Origin of the sequence: Candidatus Accumulibacter aalborgensis, from assembly GCF_900089955.1 — a bacterium.
In the GTDB taxonomy this organism is placed as follows: domain Bacteria; phylum Pseudomonadota; class Gammaproteobacteria; order Burkholderiales; family Rhodocyclaceae; genus Accumulibacter; species Accumulibacter aalborgensis.
Genome location: NZ_FLQX01000110.1, coordinates 34,502 through 58,033 on the forward strand (window position 1 = coordinate 34,502; position 23,532 = coordinate 58,033).

Below are 23,532 nucleotides of genomic sequence, written 5' to 3' on the forward strand. Positions count from 1 at the left end.
GGCAAGCAGCACCCGGCAATGTCCACAGTTGCCGGGTGCTTGCCGCACCTCAATCCCTCGTGACTGGAATGAACGTGGACTTGCCGTCGACCAAACCCTACCTGATTCGCGCCATTCATCAATGGTGCTGTGACAATGGCTTCACCCCTTACCTCGCGGTGCTGGTCGACGCCCATACGCGCGTGCCGCGGGAGCATGTTCGCGACGGGCAGATTGTGCTCAACGTCGACTATGAAGCGACCGCCAGGTTGACGATTGCCAACGACGGCATTACTTTCCAGGCCCGTTTCGGCGGCGTCGCGCGCGATATCTCGATCCCGATCAGCAACGTGGCCGCCATCTATGCGCGTGAGAACGGTGCCGGCATGGCCTTCGATCCCGAAAGCGAGGGCGCGGCCGTGGATCCGGCGGACACTGCCGAACCCTCGCCGAATGCCGACCACGACGGCCCACCTGAGCCGCCGACGACACCGCCAGCCGGTCGGCCCAAGCTGCAGCGCATCAAGTGAACGGGCCTCAAGATACGTGCTGCCGCCCCGGCGTGCGCCGCGCTTGCCGCCCCCCGCGCATGAACGACAACAGTGCTCGCTTCTCCCGTCACACTCGTTGATCAAACAACACCCAGAAACACCGCCAGCGCCCTGCTGACCGCCAGCATGTCCTCTTCGGCAAGATGGCCAAGCAGGTCGCCGACTGTGCTGCGAGCAACGGTTTGCGCTTTGTCGGCCATGACCTCGCACGGCTTGTCCAGCCCGTTTCTTTCGCCAGGGTTCACTGGAACCCGAAACAGCGGAGTATTGCGCACCTCGTGGGTGACCGGAAGGATGGTCACCGACGGATGTGCGGCAAACAGGTCCGACTGAATGACCAGCGCCAGTCGCGGCGCGCCGTCCACGGTTGCCAGGGGAAGCGAGACCAGATCGCCGCGCCTCACTTCCAGCCCTCGGTATCGGCGGCTGCGGCCAGTGCGCTCAACATTACCGCTTCCTGCAGGTCGTCGGACAGCGCCTGCGATTGGCGGCGACACTCATCCGCAAAGCCACTACGCCGCGTATCCGGCACCCAAATCTGCACCGGGCGTAGCCCGGCAGCCCGCAATCCAGCGCGGTGCTTTTGCACTCGTTCAGCAATGGTCGTTCGCATGAATGCACTCCGGTAAGTGGCCCCAAGCATTCTAGCGCAATGTTACATGTAACTCAAGGGGTGGCCTGTGCCGAGCGACGGTAAGCCTGGCCTTTACTCCTTCGCCCAGATCATCGACACTGAGAGACTGCATGAACGTAAGTATCTTTCAGTGGCGGTGGCTGAAGACCAGAATCACCTTCTTCACGCTGGCCATTTTCCTGACGAGCATCTGGTCGCTGGCCTTCTATACCAGCAGGGTGCTGCGTGAGGATATAGAACAGCTCTTGGGTGACCAGCAGTTCTCAACGGTTTCCTTCATCGCGGCAGATCTGAATCAGGAACTGGGCGGGCGCTTCGAAGTGCTCGCTGAAGTCGCCGCCAGCCTGACCCCGGACCTGCTGAGTCACCCCGCCGTTGTGCAGAAGTTCCTCGAAGGTCGTCTGCTACTGGCGGCGCGTTTCAACGCCGGAAGTTTCGTGGTTCGACTCGATGGCACCGCAATTGCCGACGTTCCGCTCTCCTCAGGACGGATGGGTGTCAGTTACAGCGACCAGGATTACATCGTAGCGGCGCTCAGGGACGGCCGGGCGACGATCGGTAGGCCGTTCATCGGCAAGGGCATGAAAGGCCCGGTTTTCGTCATGGCGACGCCGATTCGCGACCGTTCGCGTCAGGTGATCGGTGCGCTGTGCGGCGTGACGAGCCTTGAGCTCCCCAGTTTCCTGGACCAGCTCAGCAAGAGCAGCTACGGCAAGACCGGCGGCTATGTTCTTGTCGCGCCGCAGTACCGTCTGATCGTTACCGCCACCGACCCAAGCCGCGTCATGGCCACGCTTCCCGGTGCCGGCATCAACCCGACGATTGATCGCTTCATCGCCGGCTACGAGGGTACCGTCGTTTACGTCAGCGCCGTTGGCGTCGAAATACTGACTTCATCCAAGCGGATTCCTGTGGTGGGTTGGGACATGGTGGCTATCCTGCCGACCGCCGAGGCTTTTGCGCCCATTCGCGCCATGCAGCAGCGAACCCTGTTCGCCACGCTGTTTTTTACGCTGCTGGCGGCTGCGCTCACCTGGTGGATGGTGCGCCGGCAGCTATTTCCCTTGGTCGAGGCGGCGAACATGCTCGCCGCGGTGCCGGAAACCAACGAACCGCCGCAACCCTTGCCCATTGCGCGCCTGGACGAAATCGGCGAACTGATCGGCAGCTTCAATCGTTTGCTGGCCATCCTGGCCCAGCAGGAGGCCGCCTTGCGTGAGCAGAAGGAGTTCTTTCGCTTGATCGCCGAGAATCTCGACGGCTTCGTCGCCGTTCTCGACAGCGAAGGGCGGCGGCTGTACAACAGTCCGTCGTACGCACGTCTGCTCGGCAAGCGCAATATTTCCGGCACCTCGTCGTTTGCCGATATCCATCCGGATGACCGCGAGCGAGTCATGGGGGCCTTTCGTCAGGCGGTGGCGACAGGAATTGGGCAGCGACTCGAGTTTCGCTTCGTGATGGCCGACGGCCGCATTCGCCTGTTGGAATCTCGCAGTGGCGTCATCAGGGACGACGCAGGCCGCACCAAACGCGTCGTCGTCGTCTCGCATGACGTGACCGAGCGCAAACAGGCCGAGGACAAGATCCATCATCTGGCTTTCCATGATGCCTTGACGCGACTGCCCAACCGACTGACACTCGACGACCGCTTGCGCCAGGCGATGGTTGCCAGCAAGCGCAGCGGATGCTACGGCGCGCTGATGTTCATTGATCTGGACAACTTCAAACCACTGAATGATACGCATGGGCACGAATTCGGCGATTTGCTCCTCATCGAGGTGGCGGGTCGACTGAAAAGTTGTATCCGCGAGACGGACACCGTGGCGCGATTCGGCGGTGACGAGTTTGTCGTCGTATTGAGCGATCTCCAGGCGGATGAAGCCGAATCGACTGCACAAGTCAGAACGGTTGCTGAAAAAATCCGGGCCACTTTGTCGCAATCCTATCGGCTGACCATCACGCGCGATGGAAAACCGGATACAAGCGTCGAGCATCAGTGCACCGCAAGCATAGGCGTGACCTTGTTCATCAGTCATGGCGCGAGCCCGGACACCCTCCTCAAGTGGGCCGATGCGGCGATGTATCAAGCCAAGGAGGAAGGGCGCAACAGGATTTGCTTCAATCAGTCGCAGTGCTGAGCGACCACGCTGGCACTGCTTGACGATCAGCGCTTTTTGCGTTCGTCGTATTGCCGCTGCAGCCGTTCGATCTCCAGGCGATTTGCCGCCGCACCAGTCCATCCGGCGGGCTCGTGCACTGCAGCCGCTGCTCGCGCGACCGAGCGCTCGGCGGCGATCGGTGTGCTGCGCCTGCCCAGCCCCGCCCAAGCCAGATAGCTGTCGATTGCCTCAGGGATACTGTCGCGCCAGTCCCAGTTGTCCGTGCGCGAGAATTCATTGATCAGCGGCAGATTGAGCGCGGCGTAGATGGGTAGCCAGTGCTCATGGTCGCCTTGCCGGCGACGGACGGCGAGTCCTGGATTGAACTGATACCAGCCCTGGCAGACGCGTTTGAACAAGGCCCTGTTGTAGGCGTAGTCGCGTTCGATTTCGTTACGCGCGAGGACACTGGAAAGATACTGGCGCTTGTTGCGCTCCGGACGCACGACATTGACCGGCAGGTGCTGCCAGGCCTCGATGATGGCCTGGGTGTCGAAGGCGCCGTTGGCTCTGCGCTGAGCGTGGGTGAAGCGCGACTTGAACAGGACCCACAGCGTCTGGAAGAGGAAGTATTCGGACAGATGCCGGTCCAGGCGTACCAGGCGCTCGCCGGTATTGACGTCGATACTGGCCGGGGCCAATTGTTCGTAGAGTCCGGCCAGCGGGCCGCGGGCGAATTTCGGCTCGCGGAAAGCCTCGCGCAAAGCCCAGTGCAGCGCGTTGTAGCCATAGTGATCGACGGCGTCGCGGTTGGCGCCGCGCTCGATCAGGGCTTCCACCAGCGGCACGTTGCCGGCCGCGGCGGCAGCCATCAGCGGGGTCTGGTTCATCGCCAGACGATGCTCGATCCCATACAGGTCGCACTGTTTCAGAATGTCCTTGAAATGGTTGGCGAAGTAGGGGACGTATGTCTTTCGGCCGAAGGTCGCGCGTTGCTGGGGAAAATTGCTGGCCTGGTCGAATTTCGCTTCTCCGGCCAGCCAGGCCGCGAGTTGCGGTTCGTCATGACAGCTTGCGTATTCGTAGAGCTGCTGCTTCATCTTGTTGCCCGGTGCCTGTTCGCGGAACACTTTGACCAGCAACTCAACGACCTTAGTCTCGTTGCACACCGGCCAGGGTACCGGAGACTGTTTCAGGATCGTGCTGCGGATGGCTTCGGCCTGTTCCTGCTTGCCCTGCAGCTCGAGCTTGCGCGCTTCCTTCTGCCAGTCTTCCAAGGTCGATTGTCTGGCCTCGACGGTGACCTGGCCGGGAGTCATGCCGAGCAGGCCAAAAAGCGGATGCGTCATGTCCGACTCGATGACGTAAACATTTTTTATGGCGCGCGTCAGCGCCACGTAGAGGGCATTGACGAAGAACTTGTAGATCTCCAGTGACTTGTCGCTCTTGTCTCTCGCCCGCCGGTAATCCAGCGTCTCGACGAGCAGATCGGCGCTGACGACACCTTCGACAATCTCGCTGAACTCGGCGCGATGGTCCGAGATGAAGCGGTAGAGGACGATGTTCTCGTACTCGAGGCCCTTGGCTTCATGGATCGAGAACAGCAACGGTGTCGCGAAGTGCCTTCTTGCCTCGGCCTTGTCTTCGTCGCGCATTACCAATACAGCAAACTGCGTCGACTGGCGAATCTTCCGGTCAAGTTCGCGCTTTGCCGTGTCCTTGTCGGGCATCAGGGCGACTTGCCCGGCTTCGCCACCGACCGCCTGGACCAGAAAGTTGCTCTCGCGGTCGATCGAGCCAAAACGCCGCTGCTTGATCTTCAGTAACTGGTTGGCGACCCGAGTGGTCTCCAGTCCGTTGCGGAAGTTGGCGGTCAGGACGCGCAACTCCTGCCGCTCGGCCAGCTTCGGGTCCTTCCAGAACAGGCTCTTGACCTGACTCCACGAGAAAAAGTTGGGATGAACGATCTGGTTCGAGTCGCCGCAGAGGAGGAAATGACCGGGTCTCTTCAGTGTCTTGAAGACCAGCGCCAGTTGCACGGTGGTGATGTCCTGCACCTCATCGATGACCACGAAGTCGTAGCGCGGCGCAGCCAGAGACTGCCAATCCTGGGCGACGAGATTCAGGTCGTAGAGCTTCGCCTCGGCCAGCCAGGCGCGGTATTTCTCGAACGCATCGTAGAGCCGGTCACGCAGATCGGCGGGAAAGATCGACTGGCGGACGCCGAGCGCCAGGTAGCCGGCGCGCGTCAGGACGCCGTCGGACCCCGCGGCCAGCACGCCGCGAATCTCTTCGAAGACCTGATGTCCGTCGAACTCCTTGAACGTCTGCCGCAGTCGTCCGAACCAGCCGGAAAAATCGCGCCAGGTGGCTTCCCGGCCCGGCGGTACGCGGATTGACTCGACGAACTCGCGGTAGGAGAGGAAAACGGCTTCCTGCCCGGCATGTTCGAATCCGTTGGCGTAGTACAGGTCACGGGCGCTCTGTGCGAGGTAGCTGGAATGGGTGACGTAAAGCACCTCGCCTTCGCTATGCTTGAGCTTTTCGAGGGTCAGCGCGGTCTTGCCGCTGCCGGCGCTGCCGACGACGATCAGCGGCGGTGGCTGGCGGTAGATGGCCTCCTGCGTGTCGTCGAAGGAGATCGGCTTGTCCAGCAGATGAATCGCGGTACGTTGCGGGTGCAGGTAGCGCACCGGCTGAGCTTCCCGGATGGCTTCTTCGGCGCCGATGTCTGGAATCCTGCTTTCGTCGATCGGCGCGCCACGCAGAAAGCGCGATTTATCGTAATCGTGATTGGCAATCACCTCGAGCATCAGAGCGCAGACCTCGTCGCCGTGGCGGACCAGCGAGAACAGTAGCCGGTCGGCGTCGTCGAGCCTGGCGCGGTAGAACTTGCCGTGGCTGAGGTTGGTGAGCTTCTTGACCTGCGCAGCGCGGAAGTCGTCACGAGCGATGGCCTCCGCCACCTTGCGATAAGCGGCCTTGACGCGGGAGGTGTCGAGACCGTTGTATTCAAGAATTTTCATGCTTCGCCTCGGTCGGTCCGGTTTCGGTGTGGCATTTCACTTGAGGATCTTCAGCAGATTCGAGAAAGCATCGGTCCACACCGTGAACCCGGGGCGAGGAACGAGCACCTCGGCTTTCTTCAGGTCCTCCGGCAGACTCTCTAGCCGCTCCGGCCGCATCATCAACACCCAGACCGAATGACGGCAGAAGCGATCATCCGCATCCGGAGTCAGGTCAACGATGATCGCCGTTCTGCCCAGTCGGTCGGCAGCAGCGGCGACGACCGGTCGTAGATCGAGATAGCGGTTGGTGATGTGGATGGCTAGCAGGCCGTCACTTTTCAGGTGGCGCAGATAGCCTTGCATGGCTTCGAGGGTCAGCAGGTGCGTCGGGATGGAGTCGCCGGAAAACGCATCGATCGCCAGCAGGTCGAAATCCTGGGCTGGCTCGCGTTCGAGCATCAGACGGCCGTCGCCGAGCACCGGCACAATCCGGGCGGCGCTGTCGGCGAGGTAAGTGAAATCGTTGCGCGCCAGGTCGACGACCTGTTCGTTGATTTCGTAGATGCGCATTTCGTCACCGCGTCGTCCATAGGTGGCCAGCGTGCCGGTGCCGAGGCCGAGAATGCCGATCTTCAGCGCCGGCTCTCCGGAGAGGCTGCGCAGGGCCTGGCCAATGCCCGATTTCTCGCAATAGTAGGCCGTCGGTCGTCGGCGGTACTCGGCAGCCAGGAACTGTTCGCCATGATTGACTCGGCCATGGTAGATCGCGCGTTTGATGCCCAGGCCGTCGTCGTTGAGGTCTGCGACACGCAACTGGCCATAGAAGTTGCGCAGCACCCGGCGGTAGTCGGCGACGTAGTCAACCGAAATTTCTGCCAGACGGTAGCCATAAGCGAGCAGAGCCACCAGAACGAGCCAGCGCCACGCTGGCCGGAGTTCGCGCCAGAGGACGATGGCCGCCAGCGCTGCGCACAGGAACAGACCGATCGGCAGCTCGAAATAGGCGTTGAACACCGCCGGGGCGAGCAGACCGACGAATGAACCCCCCAATGCGCCGCCAATCGAGAGCATCAGGTAGAACAGGGTCAGGTGGCGAACCGGTGGCCTGCGCCTGACCAGCTCACCGTGACAGACCATGCAGAAGACGAAGAGCGATAGCGACAACAGGGCGACCAGGATCGGCACTGCCAGGCCGCCGTCGAGCACCCGGTCGACGGCCAGGAAGGCGAACGGCAGGGCCACCAGGAATCCCGGCCGGGAGTAGTAGCGCGGCGCGTCGAAGCAGAGAATGAAACTCAACAGGTAAATACTGAGCGGCAAGACCCAGAGAAAAGGTACCGGTGCCACGTCCTGCGTCAGATGGCGAGTGACGGCCAGCAAAAGGATCGAAGCGGTCATCGCCAGGCCGACCCATAGCAGGCACTCGCGCCATGGCGGACGTGGTGTTGACTCGGCAGCACTGGCCACTCTTTCCCGTTCGCCCGACACCCCCTGCCACGATTGCCAGGCGCTGCCGAGACAGGCGAGAACGAACAGGACGTACGCCGCCGACCAGGCCCAGGCCTGTTCGTGCACCGGAAAATACGGTTCGACGAGGACCGGATAGCTCAGCAGCGCCAGCATCGAAGCCAGATTCGAGAGGGCATACAGGCGGTAGGGCATCAGACTCGCAAACGAGCGTGCGTACCATGCCTGCATCAACGGGCCGGTGGTCGACAGCAGCAGATAGGGCATGCCGACTGCCGAGGCGAGCACGACGAGCACACTCCAGGTCGGGTTTTCAGCGGCCGTTTCTCGCCACGTGGGGTCGGCGACGACCGGCAGTGTCGCCAGACTCAGCAGAAGCAGCACGCAATGGACGATGTTCTGGCGCCGTGGCGAAAACGATTCGTGCAGGAGATGGACGTACAGGTAGCCAAGCAGAAGCTCGGCCTGAAAGAAGACCAGGCAGACGCTCCAAACCGACGATGAACCACCAAACCACGGCAGGATCATCTTGGCGATGATCGGCTGGACCTGGAACAACAGAAAGGCGGACAGGAAGACGGTAATGGCAAAGCTGATCATCAAGGCATCCTGAGGTGGTGAAGCGGCGACCCGTCAGGTCAAGGTTGTCGCCGTAAGGTAGGCGGGCAAGGGCGGCGATGATGACAGAAATGGTGATAGATCGAAAGCAGGTGCGCCCTGCGCGGCGACCGCAACGGCTGCGTGCGCACGCTTTGCTCCGCGCACCCCGCCTCGCTGACCATCGGAGCCTCTTGCCGACGACCTCCCACTTTGCCGCAAAGCGCTTGTCCTGGCGAATCTTTCCGCAGATTGGCACTCTCAACCAGCGAGTGCTAAAATAGTTCAGTCACACGCAAGGAGGAATTCAGATGACGCAAGCCTTTGCTTTACCCGCCCTTCCCGCTCTTGGCAGTGCAGGTGGCAGTGCAGGTGGCAGTATTGATGCCTATATCCAGGCGGCCAGACAGTTTCCGCTGTTGACCCAGGAGGAGGAGTTCCGCTTGGCCACCCGTTTCCGCGACGAAGCCGATCTCGACGCGGCGCGCGAGTTGGTCCTTTCGCATCTCCGTCTGGTGATTTCGATCGCGCGCGGCTACCTGGGGTACGGTCTGCCGCACGCCGATCTGATCCAGGAAGGCAATATTGGCCTGATGAAAGCGGTGAAGCGTTTCGATCCGCAACGCGGTGTTCGCCTGGTATCCTTCGCCATCCACTGGATCAAGGCCGAGATTCATGAGTACGTCCTGAAGAACTGGCGGATGGTCAGGCTGGCAACGACCAAGGCGCAGCGCAAGCTGTTCTTCAACCTGCGCAGCATGAAACCGACCAGCGAAACGCTCGGTCCCGGGCAGGTCGCGGATATTGCCCACCGTTTGAGCGTCAAGCCGGACGAGGTCGTCGAAATGGAAGCCCGCATGTCGGGTCATGACCTGGCGCTCGATGGCGACACCGACGATGATGAGGTATTTGCGCCGATCACCTATCTGGCCGACAGCTCAAGCGAACCCGTTCGGGTGCTCGAAAACCGTGCCCGCGAGCATCTGCACAACGAGGGCCTGCAGAGTGCGCTGGCCAGCCTTGATCCGCGTAGCCGCCGGATTGTCGAAGCGCGCTGGCTGGTCGACGAAAACCCTGCAACCTTGCACGAGTTGGCGGCAGAGTTCGGTGTCTCCGCCGAGCGCATTCGCCAGATTGAAGTCAAGGCCATGCAAAAGATGCGTGCCACCCTGACCCTACTGGTCGCCGAAGCGTAGGGGGTCACCGTGTGATGGCGGGAACGCCCGCCTCGCTCGACCCCTGCGGAAGCCTTTTGCACATTGCCGCTGACTGCCGATTCCGGCGTCAGACACTCGCCCCGAGGGCGGCGGCGGGGGTAAGCGTCGCCGCCTGTCGTTGCAGCATTTTGAGAGCAATTTTCCTTTCCATCTCGGCGCCCGCCCGTGCCGTGAAGACACGGTAGATCGATGCGAACAGCATGTCGTCAGCCATCTCCTTGCTATCGAGCAAAGCGAGGTGGCCGATGACCTTGCCGTCGCTGGCGAAGATTGGAATACCGAGATAACCTTCATAACCCGCCTCGACGGGGTAGAGGGCTCCGACGTTTTTCGGGTGAAAGCAGATCCGTCCTTCCTTGACAACGGTCTCGCAGGGCGTCCCGGGCAGGTCATATTCGATGTCCTCCCGAAAGGCGCTGTCGGACCAGAAGGCGAGAGTGCGCTGGCGGCTCGTCGGGTAATCGGCGCATTCGGTGATGAAAGCGCAGGAAACCTGTAGCGCCTGGGCGAAATGCTGGACCAGTGTGTGGAAGAACGCCTCGCCGACGGCGCCGGCAATGCCTTCGACGATTTCGTTGAGGATCGTTTCGATCCGCCGGATGCGGGTGACGTCGGTATCCAGCCCCACCACGCGGTAGGGCTTGCCACTGGCATGGCGGATGGCGGTCCCCCGCGACAATATCCAGCGCGTACCGCCGTCCCGGTGTCGCATGCGGAGTTGCTCTTCATACGGCTCGCCGGATCCCTCGAGATGGGCTTTGAGCGCGGCTTCGACCCTTGGCAGATCGGCCGGATGGATGCGCTCCCGCCACCGTTCACGGCTGCCGAGCCACTCGCTGTCGGCAAACCCGAGCATGCTTTTCCAGCGCGGCGAAAGCAGCATTTCACCGCTCAGCCGATTCCATTCCCACAAGCCGTCGCTGCTACCGCGCAGGGCGAGTGCATAACGCTCTTCGCTCAACTGAAGCGCGGCCTCGATCTGCTTGCGTCGTTGCTCCACCTCGCCGGTATGTTGTTGTTGTCTGGTGGCTCCCTCGCCGAGCACCTCGATGGCGCGCTGGAGCGTCTGGAGGTCATCGCTCGCACAGCGATCGGGAATGACCAGCGCGCCTCGCGCGGCTGCCTCGGCACTGAGCTGAGCAAGGAGAACTACTTCGGCGCCGGCGGTCAGCCGCTGCACTACCTGGAGCGCATCCGCGCAGCTTATCCGATCAGTCTGCACGGTGTCGGCCTGTCGCTGGGCACGACAGACAGCCTCGACGGCGACCATTTGCGCGCCCTGCGCGCCCTGATCGCGCGCATCGAGCCCGGCCTGGTATCGGAGCACCTGTGCTGGAGCAGCGTTGCCGGCAGGCACGTGAACGACCTCCTGCCGCTGCCGTACACCGAGGAGGCCCTGTCTGTCGTGTGTGCGCACGTGGGCGAAGCGCAGGACGCCATCGGCCGCCAGATCCTGGTCGAGAACGTCTCCAGCTACCTGCAGTTTTCGCATTCGACGATCGACGAATGGGACTTCATCGCCGAGGTCGCCGCCCGTAGCGGCTGCGCCATCCTGCTCGACATCAACAACATCTACGTCAGTGCCTACAACTACGGCTTTGACGCGCGGCGCTACCTGAACGCAGTGCCGCCGTCGGCGGTTGGCGAGCTACACCTCGCCGGCTTCGACCTGGCCGACGGCCTGCTCATTGACACCCACGGCACGCGCGTGGCCGATGCGGTGTGGCAACTGTACGGCGAGGCCGTCCACCTCTTCGGCGCACTGCCGATGCTGATCGAGTGGGATAGCGACCTGCCGACGCTGGCCGTGCTGCTGCAAGAGGCTGCTACCGCCGACCGCCTGCAGGAGGAACGACATGCCCTCGCTGCATGAACTGGAGCTTGCTTTCGTCCGCGCGATGTTCGACGCGACCGACCGTGCGGCCGAGGCTTTCGTCTGCGCCCATGGCATGGCGTCGGCAGCGCGGCTGGCGATCTACCGCAACGATATCATGCACAACTATCGCGCGGCGCTGAGCGACGTCTATCCGGTCGTCAAGCGGCTGGTAGGCGATGACTTCTTCCGTTTTGCCGCTGAGCGCTATATCCCGCGCCATCCGTCGCGCCATGGCAACCTGCATGACTTCGGTGGCGAGTTCGCTGCCTATCTCGAGCACTTCCCGCCGGCGGCCGGCTTGCCCTATCTCGGCGACGTGGCGCGACTCGAGTGGTGCTGGCATGAATCGTTTCACGCCGCCGACCGCTGTCCGCTGGCGCTCGACGGGCTGAGAACGGTCGCGGAAGCGTCGCTGCCGTCGCTGCGTTTCGAGTTGCATCCGAGCTGCCGCCTCCTGGCATCGCCCTTTCCGATCGACCGCATCTGGCAGGCCAACCAGCCGGCCGGCGGCGAGATCGCGACGGTCGACCTCGCCGCGGGTGCGGTGCGGCTGTTGATCCGCCGTCGGGGTGATGCGGTGGAGATCGAATCCGTCGGCACCGCGGAGTTCGCATTGCTTGCCGCATTTGCGCGCGGCGTCCCGCTTCAGGATGCGTTGATGCCGGCCTATGCAGCCGACGCCCGCTTCGACTTCGAGGCGTTTCTGATCAAGCGGGCCAGCGACGCCACTTTGGTCGGTTTCGTCGTCGCAACAAACGTTTCCCGCACCATCGGGCCGGCGACCTCGCCTGGTTTGCGGGTCGTGTAGCCAGTCATCGCGTTGACAGAAACGTGATCTTCCGGTGAACAGGGCGTGAAGTCCGCTCTGCATACTGACCACAGATAGGAAGCCATCCTGTCTGATCTCTTCAACCAACCCGTAGGGAGAACCAACCATGAACCATTCCGAGCAAATCATCCGCAGTGCAATCGCCGGTCTGCTGGCTCTCGGCGTCAGTGCCGCAAGCAGCCAGGCCATCGCCGCAGCCGGCGACAACGAAAAGTGCGCCGGCATCGTCAAGGCGGGCAAGAACGACTGTGGCACGAGCAAGAGTTCGTGCGCGGGAACCGCCAAGGCCGATCGCGACCCGGAGGCCTGGGTGTACGTGCCGACAGGAACTTGCGACAAGATCGCCGGCGGCACGGTGACCACCAGCGCGATGGCCAAACCGGGCGGCGCCGCGGGCAAGTAAGCCTGGCATGCGCCCTGTCCAAGGCAGCCGCAACGGACAGGGCGGCGCCGATCAATCCTGAAGGAGAGTGAAATGGATCTGGTAGCGAATCGAAACGGCAGCATCAGCGTACCCGCCGACAACCCTGGCCGTATCGTGCGCTGCGCACAACTCGCGCTGCGCGCCGCCGAATGGCTGGCCCCTGGCCTTGACTTCGGCATCCGCCTGCTGGTCGGCAGCGTCTTCTTTCAGTCGGGCTTGACCAAGATCGCTTCCTGGTCGTCCACCGTCGCGCTGTTCGAAAACGAATACGCGGTTCCCGGCCTACCGCCGGAAGTGGCTGCCTACCTCGGTACCGGCGTCGAGTTGTTCCTGCCCGTGCTGCTGGTGCTGGGCCTGGGAACGCGGCTCTCTGCCGCCGTATTGTTCGTGTTCAACATCATCGCGGTGATCTCGTATCCCGACCTCTCCGAGGTGGGCCTGAAAGATCACCAGTATTGGGGTCTGCTCCTCTTGGTGACCTTATTTCACGGTCCCGGCAAGCTTTCCCTCGACCATCTGATTCGCCGTAAATTTCCTGTCTGAGGTGACGTGATGACTGAGTCATGTGGAATGTGCGAAATGCGGATGCACCAGACCAACATTCGGGAAACCACTCTCGACGGTCAGCGGGCGATCGTGACGGGTGCCAACTCGGGCATCGGCGAAGCGATCGCCAAGGGACTGGCAGAAGCCGGCGCGGCCGTGGTGGTGAACTACGTCGCCGACGACGAAAATGCCCACCGGGTGGTCGATGAAATCTGCGCTACCGGTAGCCGCGCCTTGGCCATCAAGGCCGATGTCAGCAGCGAGGAGCAGGTGGAGGAGATGTTCCGGCGTGCAGTTGCCGAGTTGGGCTCGATCGACATCGTGGTCAACAACGCCGGCTTGCAGCAGGACGCTCCCTTTCACGAGATGTCCCTGGCCCAGTGGCGCAAGGTGATCGACGTCAATCTCACCGGCCAGTTCCTGTGTGCGCGTGCAGCGGTGCGCGAGTTCCTGCGCCGCGGCCTGGTGCCGCAACTATCGTGCTCGCTGGGCAAGATCCTCTGCCTGTCGTCGGTGCATGACGTCACCCCCTGGGCCGGGCACGCCAACTACGCGGCGAGCAAGGGCGGTGTCGCGATGCTGATGAAGACCATGGCGCAGGAACTGGCGATGAACAAGATCCGCGTCAACGCCATCTCGCCGGGCGCGATCAAGACGCCCATCAATACCTCGGCGTGGGCGACTGCGGAGGCGGAAGCGGCCTTGCTGAAGCTCATCCCTTACTACCGGGTCGGCGAGACGCGGGATATTGCCAGGGCCGCCGTGTGGCTCGCTTCGGATCACTCCGACTACGTCACGGGCGCAACGCTCTATGTAGACGGCGGAATGACCCTGTATCCCGAATTCCGCGAAGGAGGATGAGCATTGGACTACGACGTGATCATCGTCGGCTCCGGCGCTGGCGGCTGTGCCGCTGCCTATCACCTGACCCAGTCGGGCAAGCGTGTGCTGCTGCTGGAAAAGGGAATGGCCTTGCCCAGGGACGGCAGCACCCTGGATGCCGACAAGGTCCTGCGGCGCGGAATGTTTCTCAGCGACGAGCCTTGGGTCGATCGCCACGGGGCGACGATCGTTCCCGAGGAACACTTCAATCTCGGCGGCAAGACCAAGTGGTACGGCGCTGCCCTGTTGCGCTTCGCAGCGCACGAATTTGCCGCCGATGCCGATCACGCCTGCCTGGCCTGGCCTTTCCCCTACGAGGAACTGGCACCGTTCTATGACGAAGCCGAGAGGCTTCTCGGCGTTCGCCAGTTCGCGGTCGAGGCCAACTTCCAGCAGATCGTGTCCGGTCTGCGTCGCCGGGATGCGCAATGGCGCCGACAGCCGATGGCGCTTGGCCTGGCGGCGGATATCCTCTCCCATCCCGAAGAAGCGCGCCACTTCGACGCCTTCGCGTCGGTGCGCGGGCTGAAGTGCGATGCCGAATCGTCGCTTCTGCAGCGAGTGAGCGACAAATCGAACCTGACCGTACTCACCGGCAAAGCGGTGTCCGGATTCATCGCCGCCAGTGGCGAAGCGACGCGGGTGACCGGAGTCGAGTGCGAGGACGGTAGCCGCCATAACGCGGCCGCGGTGGTGATCGCCGCCGGCACCCTGCACAGCCCTCGCCTGCTGCAGTCCTATCTGGAGCGTACGGGTCTGGCGCAGGCGCTGCCGAGTTATCGCCAGGTGGGCCGCAATTACAAGGCGCACGTGCTGACGGCCATGCTCGCCCTGTCACACCGTCCGGTTACCGACGTGTTGTGCAAGACGCTGCTCCTGCTGCATGACGGCATGCCCCACAGTACTGTGCAGACGCTCGGCGGCAACCTGGCCGAGGAAATCGTGCGCAGCCAATCCCCACGCTTCGTGCCGAACTGGCTCTCGGCACCGATTACCAGACGGGTGTACGGATTGTTCCTGCAGACCGAAGACGGGTCGCATCCGGACAATCGAGTCGTCGCGAGGGCGCAGGGCAGCGATCGTCCGCTGCTGAACTATGATCTTGCCCGGTTGCCAGCGGCACAGGCGGAGCACCGGCGCCTGGTGCGTACGCTGCAGCGCCAGTTGCTCGGGCTGGGTTACGTGACCCTGGTCAAGGCGATTCCGCTCCAGGGCACCGCCCACGCCTGCGGCACGCTGGTCGCCGGCAACGATCCGGCGACTTCCGTCGTCGATGCCCACGGCAAGGTGCACGGCATGGGCAACCTGTACGTCGCCGATGGCAGCGTGCTGCCGCGCTCCAGTCGCGCCAACCCGGCGCTCACCATCTATGCCTGGGGCTTGCGCCTGGCAAGCCACCTCGGCAACACGATTCTGGCCGGCAAACTTCAAAGGAGCGGACGATGAAACCAAACGAGATCCTGAATAGCGAGCGGCAACGCCTGGAGGCTCAGCACGACGGACGCGAGAACTGGCGCCTGTGGGGCCCGTACCTGGCTGAGCGCGCCTGGGGAACGGTTCGCGAGGACTACAGCGAAGGCGGCAGCGCGTGGGACTACCTCGACCACGATCAGGCGCGCTCGCGTGCCTACCGTTGGAACGAAGACGGCATGGGCGGCATTTGCGACGACAAGCAGCGCCTGTGCTTCGCCCTCGCGCTGTGGAACGGCGAAGACCCGATTCTCAAGGAACGCGCCTTCGGGCTTACCGGCAACCAGGGAAACCACGGCGAGGACGTCAAGGAACACTACTTCTATCTCGACGCCACTCCGTCGCACAGCTATCTGCGCTATCTCTACAAGTACCCTCAGGCCGCCTATCCCTACGCCCGGTTGGTGGCGGAGAATGGCCGCCGCAGCCGCCAGGATCCACCTTTCAGTCTGCTCGACACCGGTGTCTTCGACGACCAGCGCTACTGGGATGTGGAGGTGCTTTACGCCAAGGCCTCGCCCGAGGAGATCCACATTCGCATCATCGCCAGCAACCGCGGGCCGCAAGCGGCAAAGCTGCACGTGCTGCCGACGCTGTGGTTTCGCAACACCTGGTCGTGGGGCGCCGGGGTGGACGAATGGGGTGCCCCGAAAGCGGTGCGCAAGCCGCTGCTCGCCGCGGCGCCGGCGCCCAGCGGTGCGCAGTGGGCCGTGCGCGCCGACGACGAGACGCTGGGTGCCTACTTTCTCTACGGCCGGCAGCAGGCGGAGCCGCTCTACACCGAGAACGAAAGCAACGCCGAGCGCCTGTGGAACCGGGCCAATGCGACGCCCTACGTCAAGGACGCTTTCCATCGCTATGTGGTCGACGGCGATCTGGCGGCAGTGAATCCCGCCCGGACCGGCACTCGATTCGCCGCGCGGCACGTGCTGACCGCGACCGCCGGCCAGACGGTGACCATCGAACTGACGCTCGCGCGCTGCGAACGGCAGACGCCATTCGCCCAGCAGGAGGCGGTCTTCGTCCAACGCGAGGCGGAAGCGACGATCTTCTACGAGAATCTGCAACCGCACTGCAGCAGTGAGGACGGCCGCATTCTGCGCCAGTCGCTCGCCGGCATGATCTGGTCGAAGCAGTTCTTTCACTTCGACGTGGCGCGCTGGCAGGATGGCGACCAGTTGCCGCCACCGGCGAAGCGCAAGCTGGGACGCAACCGCACCTGGCGGCACATGAAGGCGGCCGACATCATCTCCATGCCCGACAAGTGGGAGTATCCCTGGTTTGCCGCCTGGGATCTCGCGTTTCATTGCGCTGCACTGGCCCTGGTCGACGTCGATTTCGCCAAGGGTCAGATCGAGCTGCTGCTCAAACGCACGACTACGAGGACGTGGCGATCCAGTGCTACGAGCAGTTCATGGCCATCGCCAACTCGATCGCCGGTTACAGCCAGACGGGTTTGACCCTGTGGGACGAGAAGGACCAGTTCTTCAAGGACCTCGTCGTGGGCCCCGACGGGCAAAGCCGGCACATCGACGTCTTTTCGTGGGTCGGGCTGATTCCGCTGTTCGCCGTCGAGGTCATCGACCAGCGCCTGCTGACGAACGTGCCGCGCTTCCACGCCGCTTTGGTCGGCCATTACCAGGGCAAGTTTGACGGGCACAGGGTCACCCACTGCCCGATTCAGAGCAACGTCCGCGAAGAACATCTCCTGTCGCTGCTCGGACCGGCGCGACTGAAGGCAGTACTGCAGCGGGTGCTCGACGAGCGCCAGTTCCTCTCGCCCTTCGGCGTGCGCAGCGTGTCGCGCGTTCATGCCGAGCAGTGTGACCTGGGGACGCTGCCGGGGATCGGGCAGGCGCTCATCGAATACGTTCCGGGCGAGTCCAACTCGGGGCTGTTCGGTGGCAACTCCAACTGGCGCGGGCCAATCTGGATGCCGACGAATTATGTCCTCATTCAGGCCATTGAAAAGTTCCACCGCTACTATGGCGACACCTTCCTGGTGCCGGCACCGTGCTGTGAGGGCGGACAAGTGACGCTCAAGGAGGCCGCCAAGCTGATCTCCGAGCGGCTGGTGAACATCTTCCGCCGCATGCCCGACGGACGCCTGCCGGCTTTCCCCGTCGGGTCGCCGTTTCAAAGCGATCCATATTGGCAGGAGCTGCTGCTCTTCCACGAGTATTTCCATGGCGACACCGGACAGGGCCTGGGCGCGATGCATCAGACTGGCTGGACGGGTCTGGTGGCGAATCTGGTCGAGCGCCGGTATCGCGTCGATATTCCAGCCTTCTGGCGGCAGCAACAGGAAGCACAGGCAGCACGCCAGCCCGAGCCCGCCGAGCAGGTCTAGGAGAGAGCACGCATGCACCAGACCCTGCGCCAGCACTGGCCCGAGTATCTGATCGAGGCGGCGGGTCTCGGGCTGTTCATGATCTCGGCGTGCCTTTTCGTGGCCCTGATCGAGCACCCGGCGTCGCCGCTGCCGCAGGCCATCGGCAACCCTTCACTGCGTCGCGTCCTCATCGGCATCGCCATGGGGCTCACCGCCATCACCCTCATCTACTCGCCGTGGGGCAAGCGCTCGGGGGCCCACCTCAACCCGGCGGTGACGCTGACCTTCTTCCGGCTCGGCAAGATCGAGCCCTGGGACGCGCTGTTCTACGTCATTTTTCAGTTCGTCGGCGGAGTCACCGGAATGGCGGTCGCGGCACTGTTTCTTCACTCGCCGGTGCTGTCGCATCCGGCGGTGAACTTCGTCGCGACGCTTCCCGGCAAGCAGGGTGCGGTCGTGGCCTTCGTTGCCGAAGCGGCAATCTCCTTCGGCCTCATGTTGACCGTGTTGTTGGTCAGCAACTCGCAGCGCGCCAATCGCTACACGGGTTTGGTCGCCGGCGCGCTGGTGGCGCTTTACATCACGCTTGAGGCGCCGCTATCGGGGATGAGCATGAATCCGGCGCGAAGCTTCGCTTCGGCAATGTCGGCGCAGCAGTGGACGGCGATCTGGGTCTACTTCACGGCACCGCTTCTGGGCATGCTCGGCGCCGCCGCGCTCTACGTGCGCCTCAAGGGTGCGGCAGCCGTGCTGTGCTGCAAGCTGCACCACGAAAACGGGCAGCGCTGCATCTTCCGCTGCCGCTATGGCGTGAAAACCGAAGGAGAGCAAGCATGAAGCACGCGCACGCATCGACCCTGTCGCATCGCCTGGACTGGCTGGCGGATCTGGTGAATCTGTCGCTCGATCGGTTGCTCGCCCGCGGGCTGGCGCGAACGGCCGTTCCGTTTGCCGCTGCGACGCTCAGCTTGTGTGCCGACGCCACGCGCTGGCTGGCGCCGCTGTATACCCTGGTCCTACGCCTGTGGCTGGCCTTCGCGATTCCTGGTGCCCTGGCCATCGCCTCGTCGAACGGCAGTGCAGGCGACGTCGTGTCGCTGTTGCCGGTCACTTCGGCGGCCACCTTCGCGGCGCCCTTGACGCTCGTTTGCGCCACGCTGGTGGCTCTCGGCTACGCTACCCGCCCGACTGCCCTGCTGCTGATAGTGGCCATATCCGCCGTGCGCATGATGGGGCTGGGCGTCGAAGCCTATCCCTATTGGTTCATGGCGCTGGCGCTGGTGGCACTATGGGGGCCGGGGCCGGGGCCGGTGTCGCTCGATGCGCTGGTCGAACGCGCGCTGCGCCGACGTTTTCCGCAACTCTCGGGCCAGCCGGCCTTCTCGCTCGACGGTGTGCCGCGCGTGGTGATCGTCGGCGCCGGCTTCGGCGGGCTGACGTGTGCCGCGGCGCTGACGCGCGCGCGAGTGGCGGTGACCGTGATCGACCGTCACAACTACCATCTGTTCCAGCCCCTGCTCTACCAGGTGGCCACCTCAGGGCTGTCGCCCGGCGACATCGCGACGCCGGTGCGTGGTCTGTTCCGCGAGCACTTCAACGTCCGTGTGCTGTTCGGCGAGGTGAGCAGCGTCGACAGAGTCAGGCGGGAGGTGCTGATGGACGGTCAGCGAATCGCCTACGATTACCTGGTCCTGGCCACCGGAGCGGCGCACTCGTATTTCGGCCGCGACGACTGGGCACCGCATGCCCCCGGACTGAAGCGCGTCGAAGACGCCACCGAGGTCCGGCGGCGGCTGCTCACTGCCTTCGAACAGGCCGAGGTAACCGACGACCCCGCCGAGCAAGCCAGCCTGCTGACCTTCCTCATCGCCAACGCCTGGAACGGCACGCCGGTGCCGGGGCTGGCACCGGCGGCCAAGCAGGGCGGCGACTACGTCGCGCAGGTGATCCGCGCCCGCGTCGAGGGCCGCCCGGCGCCAGCCTCTTTTCGGTATCAACACCTGGGCAGTTTGGCGACCATCGGGCGCAAAGCGGCAGTGGCGGACTTCGGCTTCGTCAAGCTGCATGGCGGACTGGCCTGGTGGCTCTGGGGCGCAGTGCACCTCGGCTTCCTGGTCGGCCTGCGCAACCGCACTTCGGTCGTGCTCGACTGGTTCTGGGCGTACCTCACTTATCGCAGCGGCACGCGACTGATTACCGGCGGCGCCGGTAGTCAGAAGACCGAGCAGATGCACGCGACAGACGCTTTGCAACGCCAAGGTGCGGCCTGAGCAAGGCGGCGCGCTGTGTTTCCCGGCCTGATCGGCGAGAACGCTGTAAGGTCTGTTGCGGCTGGTACGACCAAACAGTGTCTCGAATCCACAGCGAATCAGGGAGGCACCCATGTTGCGACCATTGCTGATCCTCGTACCCCTGCTCTCGGCGCTCGCCCCGGCGCAGGCGGCGCAATCCGCCTGCGAGCGCAGCAGTCCGGCGCATACCGTCGCCCTCGTCGAGCTATACACGTCGGAGGGCTGCAACAGTTGCCCTCCCGCCGACCGCTGGCTGAGTTCGCTCCTCTCGCGGCACGATTCGACGCGAGTGCTGCCCCTGTCACTGCACGTCGACTACTGGGACTACATCGGCTGGAGTGATCCATTCGCGCAGGCGCAGTTCAGCGAACGTCAGCGCCGCCTCGCCGGTGGCGCGACGATCTACACGCCTGAAGTTTTCGTTTCCGCGCGCGAGCTGCGCGGTTGGCGCGACGCCGACAACGTCGAGCGCTGGCTGCGCGAGGTCAATGGTCAGCCGGCGCGCGCCGGCATCACGCTGGCCATGCACGCGGGCGAGCCGCAAAGTCTGGTTGCCGAGGCGCGCTTCAGCCTGCCGGCTGAGGCACAGCGCAGATCGGGCCTGCAGGGCGTACTGGTGCTTTATGAAGACGGGCTCGTTTCGAGCGTGAGTCGCGGCGAGAACCGGGGCGTCACGCTGCAGCACGAGCACGTCGTGCGCCAGTGGCTGCCGCTGCCGCTCAAGTCGGAGCCAGGCGCCCAGGTCCTGAAGCGGACGCTGTGGTTGGCGCCAGGCTGGAAGACCGCAAACCTCGGGATGGCGGCTTTTGTCCAGGATCTGCGCACGGGCGAAGTTCTGCAGGCCGTTTCCTTGCCGGCGTGTGCGCCGGCTGAGACGTGACCGTGAATCACGGGGTCTGGAAATCCCAAATGAGGGACTTCCAGACCTGACCGTCCCGCCCTGCTCGCACTCGCTGCTCATCGGCCAGAGCTCACGCCTGATCCGGATGGGACAAGTCGCCAGTGTCGGCTTTGCAGAAGCAGCGTTCAACGAGTACTATCGGCCAGGAAGAGACGGTGAAGAAGTTTCCCGAAAGCAGTCTTGAAGCGGCTTGAGTGTATGCTATAAACATAGTCTACGAAGTGCCGCTTTTCACGATTCTTTGATACTGTATAGAACCAACACACATCGGGCGCAGAGCCTGCTGCGGTAAAGCTTCGAGCGTTCCGAGCGACGCCGAGTTGGTGAGCGGGCGCAGGAGTTATGGGCAAACTGCTCCCGATAACAAAGTTGACCCAGCGCTTTCGGAGCGGCAGATAAGCGCTATTGGGCGTCGTAGGCTCCACACTGCTCGAATCCCGTTGATGATCATCCTGGCTCGATTGAGCTTTGTCCGAGGAGCTCTGAATGAACAACGTACCACCAACGATACTTCTCACTGGCGCGACAGGTGGCATCGGCCGAGCAGTCGCCGAGCGCTTGGCTGGCGCTGGATACTCGCTCATTCTTGCGGCTCGCAACGCCGACAAGCTACAGGCGCTCGCCTCTGAGTTGGGGAGCCTCTTTCCCGACGCTGGCGCTTACTCTTGGATCAGCGTCGACATGACACGTGACGACTCTGTCGAGTCATTCTCGACAGAGCTCACGGCGAGAAGTCTGTTCCTGCATGGCGCTGTCTTGATGCCACCGCAAGATCCGCCAACGAACGACCCCTTCCCAAGTAGTGATAGATGGCGCGAGATTCTGCAGAACAGTTTTATCGGGCCGCTGGCATTGCTCAAAGCTGCCATCGCGACGATGCAGCCCGACCCTGCGAACGGCAAGCGATGCAAGATCGTGATCATCTCGGGTATGTCCTCAGTCCAGGTCTTGGGCCACTACGCCTCCAGTAACGTCATCCGCTGTGCCTGGCTGGCCGAGGCCAAGACGCTGGCATTCGCGCTGGGTGAGCGAGGCGTCCACGTGAACACGCTTTCCCTCGGCGGCACGCTCACGCCGGGCTACGCAGCCTCACTCGAGCGGCGAGCCGCCAGCGCCGGAGTGAGTGTCGAGCAGCGTCTTGCAGATGAAACAGACAACATCCCCTTGAAGAAGTATGGGTCGCCGAAAGAGGTCGCCGCCGCGGTGGAAGGATTGCTTTCAGCGCTCTCGGATCACATGACCGGGGTAAACATCTTGCACGACGGCGGATTCACCAGAGCCTACTGATGCCAAGTCGCCACACCTCTGCCGGTTGGGTCGCCGAATCTGATGCCTGGGCGACGCCGAACCACATGTTCCAGCGGACTGCCTACGGCAGTCGCTGAACACGAACGTTTGGCGTCCCGATGGTAGGCAACTCATGCTGAGCGCTTTCAAAAAATTCTTCGATGGTAGGTCACCAGCACTGGTGATCGCTTTGGGTCTCACGCTCCTGGCTTCCATCGGGACACTCGATCATCTCACGGGGTTCGAGCTTTCGTTGTCCATTTTCCACCTCCTGCCCATAGTGCTTGTCACGTGGTACACGCGGTCATGGATAGGCTATTTCTTCTGTGGCCTTGCCGCAATGGTTGGGCTGCTTGTTGACCACGCCTCCGGCCATACCTATAGCAGCGCGCTCACCCCTTACTGGAATACTGGCGTCCGACTCGGCGTTTTTCTTATGACTTCGAAGCTTCTCATTCAATTGAAAGCGAGTCTGAAGCACGAACAGGTTTTGGCAAGTACGGATGGTCTGACCGGACTCTTGAATGCGCGGGCTTTCAAGGATCTTTCTGGTCACCTGTTAGAGGTGGCAGAACGTTACCAGCGTCCGGCAGTTTTGGGGTTTATCGACATTGACGATTTCAAAGCGGTAAACGACACATCAGGTCACTCGGAAGGGGACCGAGTTCTGAAGACTGTCGCGAACGCATTAACCGGAAGTGTTCGCACCACTGATGTCGTAGGTCGACTGGGGGGCGATGAATTCGCCATTCTTTTGCCGGAGGCCGACTATGCAGACGCCCAGACAATGTTCCGTAGAGTTCGCGATGAGTTGGCGCGGGAGAGCGCCGACAATGGCTGGCCGATTGGCTTCAGCATAGGGGTTGCGGTTTTTCCTCGTGTTCCTTCCTCCATCGACGAAGCGATGAAGATTGCCGACCAGCTCATGTATCGTGTCAAGACAGCCGGCAAAAACGGCATAGTCTATGAAGAACACGCTGGGTGTCGTGAGAACGATGAACAAGCGGTTCCAGCGGACGGCGCTTCGCGCCGCCGCTGAACCGGGACGTTGAGCGGCCGCTTTGCAAAGCCCGGAGTGACCGCCTGTTACGTCGCGCGGTGATTCAGACTGTTTGGCGCAAGCTGTTCGAGGCTGAGACAGA

Annotated in this window: 21 protein-coding genes; 16 read left to right on the forward strand and 5 right to left on the reverse strand. The window is 62.9% G+C overall.

Annotated elements, in window-relative coordinates; genetic code table 11:
- Positions 1 to 74 precede the first annotated feature (74 nt).
- Positions 75 to 509, forward strand: a complete 435-nt coding sequence (locus ACCAA_RS10510) for a ClpXP protease specificity-enhancing factor (protein WP_186407222.1) — start codon at positions 75 to 77, stop codon at positions 507 to 509.
- A gap of 101 nt (positions 510 to 610) precedes the next feature.
- Here the strand turns inward: ACCAA_RS10510 and ACCAA_RS10515 are convergent, their stop codons facing one another.
- Entirely contained in the window at positions 611 to 934 is a 324-nt protein-coding gene (locus ACCAA_RS10515; protein ID WP_186407203.1) for a type II toxin-antitoxin system PemK/MazF family toxin, read from the reverse strand.
- Positions 931 to 1,143, reverse strand: a complete 213-nt coding sequence (locus ACCAA_RS10520; protein WP_186407204.1) for an antitoxin MazE family protein — start codon at positions 1,141 to 1,143, stop codon at positions 931 to 933. The genes ACCAA_RS10515 and ACCAA_RS10520 overlap by 4 nt, the downstream gene beginning before the upstream one ends.
- 131 nt (positions 1,144 to 1,274) lie before the next feature.
- On the opposite strand from ACCAA_RS10520, the gene ACCAA_RS10525 reads away from it, so the two are divergent.
- Complete coding sequence (locus ACCAA_RS10525; RefSeq protein WP_186407205.1) at positions 1,275 to 3,302, forward strand: diguanylate cyclase domain-containing protein; 2,028 nt, start codon at positions 1,275 to 1,277, stop codon at positions 3,300 to 3,302.
- A gap of 26 nt (positions 3,303 to 3,328) precedes the next feature.
- Here ACCAA_RS10525 and ACCAA_RS10530 read toward each other — a convergent pair whose 3' ends face one another.
- Both ACCAA_RS10530 and ACCAA_RS10535 read right to left on the reverse strand, forming a co-directional pair.
- A complete protein-coding gene (locus tag ACCAA_RS10530; RefSeq protein WP_186407206.1) occupies positions 3,329 to 6,289 on the reverse strand; it encodes an ankyrin repeat domain-containing protein in 2,961 nt (986 codons plus the stop codon).
- Positions 6,290 to 6,325: 36 nt separating this feature from the next.
- Entirely contained in the window at positions 6,326 to 8,338 is a 2,013-nt protein-coding gene (locus ACCAA_RS10535; RefSeq protein WP_186407207.1) for a fused MFS/spermidine synthase, read from the reverse strand.
- A 308-nt stretch (positions 8,339 to 8,646) separates the two neighbouring features.
- Between ACCAA_RS10535 and rpoH the strand changes: the two genes are divergently transcribed.
- A complete protein-coding gene (rpoH, locus tag ACCAA_RS10540; protein ID WP_186407208.1) occupies positions 8,647 to 9,531 on the forward strand; it encodes an RNA polymerase sigma factor RpoH in 885 nt (294 codons plus the stop codon).
- Positions 9,532 to 9,619: 88 nt separating this feature from the next.
- Here the strand turns inward: rpoH and ACCAA_RS10545 are convergent, their stop codons facing one another.
- A complete protein-coding gene (locus ACCAA_RS10545) occupies positions 9,620 to 10,552 on the reverse strand; it encodes a PAS domain-containing protein (protein ID WP_186407209.1) in 933 nt (310 codons plus the stop codon).
- Positions 10,553 to 10,570: 18 nt separating this feature from the next.
- Here ACCAA_RS10545 and bufB point away from each other — a divergent pair, with 18 nt between their 5' ends.
- The 13 genes from bufB to ACCAA_RS10605 all read left to right on the forward strand — a co-directional run bounded on the left by bufB (position 10,571) and on the right by ACCAA_RS10605 (position 23,429).
- Positions 10,571 to 11,425: an MNIO family bufferin maturase gene (gene bufB, locus ACCAA_RS10550; RefSeq protein ID WP_245754537.1), complete on the forward strand. Its 855-nt coding sequence runs from the start codon at positions 10,571 to 10,573 to the stop codon at positions 11,423 to 11,425.
- Positions 11,409 to 12,236, forward strand: coding sequence for an HvfC/BufC N-terminal domain-containing protein (locus ACCAA_RS10555; protein ID WP_186407210.1), 828 nt, complete (start codon positions 11,409 to 11,411; stop codon positions 12,234 to 12,236). Before bufB ends, ACCAA_RS10555 begins: the two co-directional genes overlap by 17 nt.
- A 127-nt stretch (positions 12,237 to 12,363) precedes the next feature.
- Entirely contained in the window at positions 12,364 to 12,660 is a 297-nt protein-coding gene (locus tag ACCAA_RS10560; protein WP_186407211.1) for a BufA1 family periplasmic bufferin-type metallophore, read from the forward strand.
- Positions 12,661 to 12,732: 72 nt separating this feature from the next.
- Positions 12,733 to 13,224: a DoxX family protein gene (locus ACCAA_RS10565; protein WP_186407212.1), complete on the forward strand. Its 492-nt coding sequence runs from the start codon at positions 12,733 to 12,735 to the stop codon at positions 13,222 to 13,224.
- A gap of 36 nt (positions 13,225 to 13,260) precedes the next feature.
- Positions 13,261 to 14,088, forward strand: a complete 828-nt coding sequence (locus ACCAA_RS10570; protein WP_245754538.1) for a glucose 1-dehydrogenase — start codon at positions 13,261 to 13,263, stop codon at positions 14,086 to 14,088.
- 3 nt (positions 14,089 to 14,091) lie between these two features.
- The gene (locus tag ACCAA_RS10575) at positions 14,092 to 15,555 is read left to right on the forward strand and encodes an FAD-dependent oxidoreductase (RefSeq protein WP_186407214.1); all 1,464 of its coding nucleotides are present in this window, start codon (positions 14,092 to 14,094) and stop codon (positions 15,553 to 15,555) included.
- A complete protein-coding gene (locus ACCAA_RS22610) occupies positions 15,552 to 17,039 on the forward strand; it encodes a hypothetical protein (RefSeq protein WP_342674048.1) in 1,488 nt (495 codons plus the stop codon). Before ACCAA_RS10575 ends, ACCAA_RS22610 begins: the two co-directional genes overlap by 4 nt.
- Positions 16,994 to 17,929 carry an MGH1-like glycoside hydrolase domain-containing protein gene (locus ACCAA_RS22615; protein ID WP_342674049.1) on the forward strand — a complete coding sequence of 312 codons (936 nt, stop codon included), beginning with the start codon at positions 16,994 to 16,996 and terminating at the stop codon, positions 17,927 to 17,929. The genes ACCAA_RS22610 and ACCAA_RS22615 overlap by 46 nt, the downstream gene beginning before the upstream one ends.
- Positions 17,930 to 17,941: 12 nt before the next feature.
- Positions 17,942 to 18,748 (forward strand): MIP/aquaporin family protein, encoded by an 807-nt coding sequence (locus ACCAA_RS10585; protein WP_186407215.1) that lies wholly within the window; start codon positions 17,942 to 17,944, stop codon positions 18,746 to 18,748.
- Entirely contained in the window at positions 18,745 to 20,181 is a 1,437-nt protein-coding gene (locus ACCAA_RS10590) for an FAD-dependent oxidoreductase (protein WP_186407216.1), read from the forward strand. Before ACCAA_RS10585 ends, ACCAA_RS10590 begins: the two co-directional genes overlap by 4 nt.
- Positions 20,182 to 20,293: 112 nt before the next feature.
- The gene (locus ACCAA_RS10595) at positions 20,294 to 21,082 is read left to right on the forward strand and encodes a DUF1223 domain-containing protein (RefSeq protein WP_186407217.1); all 789 of its coding nucleotides are present in this window, start codon (positions 20,294 to 20,296) and stop codon (positions 21,080 to 21,082) included.
- 507 nt (positions 21,083 to 21,589) lie between these two features.
- On the forward strand, positions 21,590 to 22,390 hold the full coding sequence (locus tag ACCAA_RS10600) for an SDR family oxidoreductase (RefSeq protein ID WP_186407218.1): 801 nt from the start codon (positions 21,590 to 21,592) through the stop codon (positions 22,388 to 22,390).
- Between the two features lie 133 nt (positions 22,391 to 22,523).
- Positions 22,524 to 23,429: a GGDEF domain-containing protein gene (locus ACCAA_RS10605; protein ID WP_186407219.1), complete on the forward strand. Its 906-nt coding sequence runs from the start codon at positions 22,524 to 22,526 to the stop codon at positions 23,427 to 23,429.
- Positions 23,430 to 23,532 lie beyond the last annotated feature (103 nt).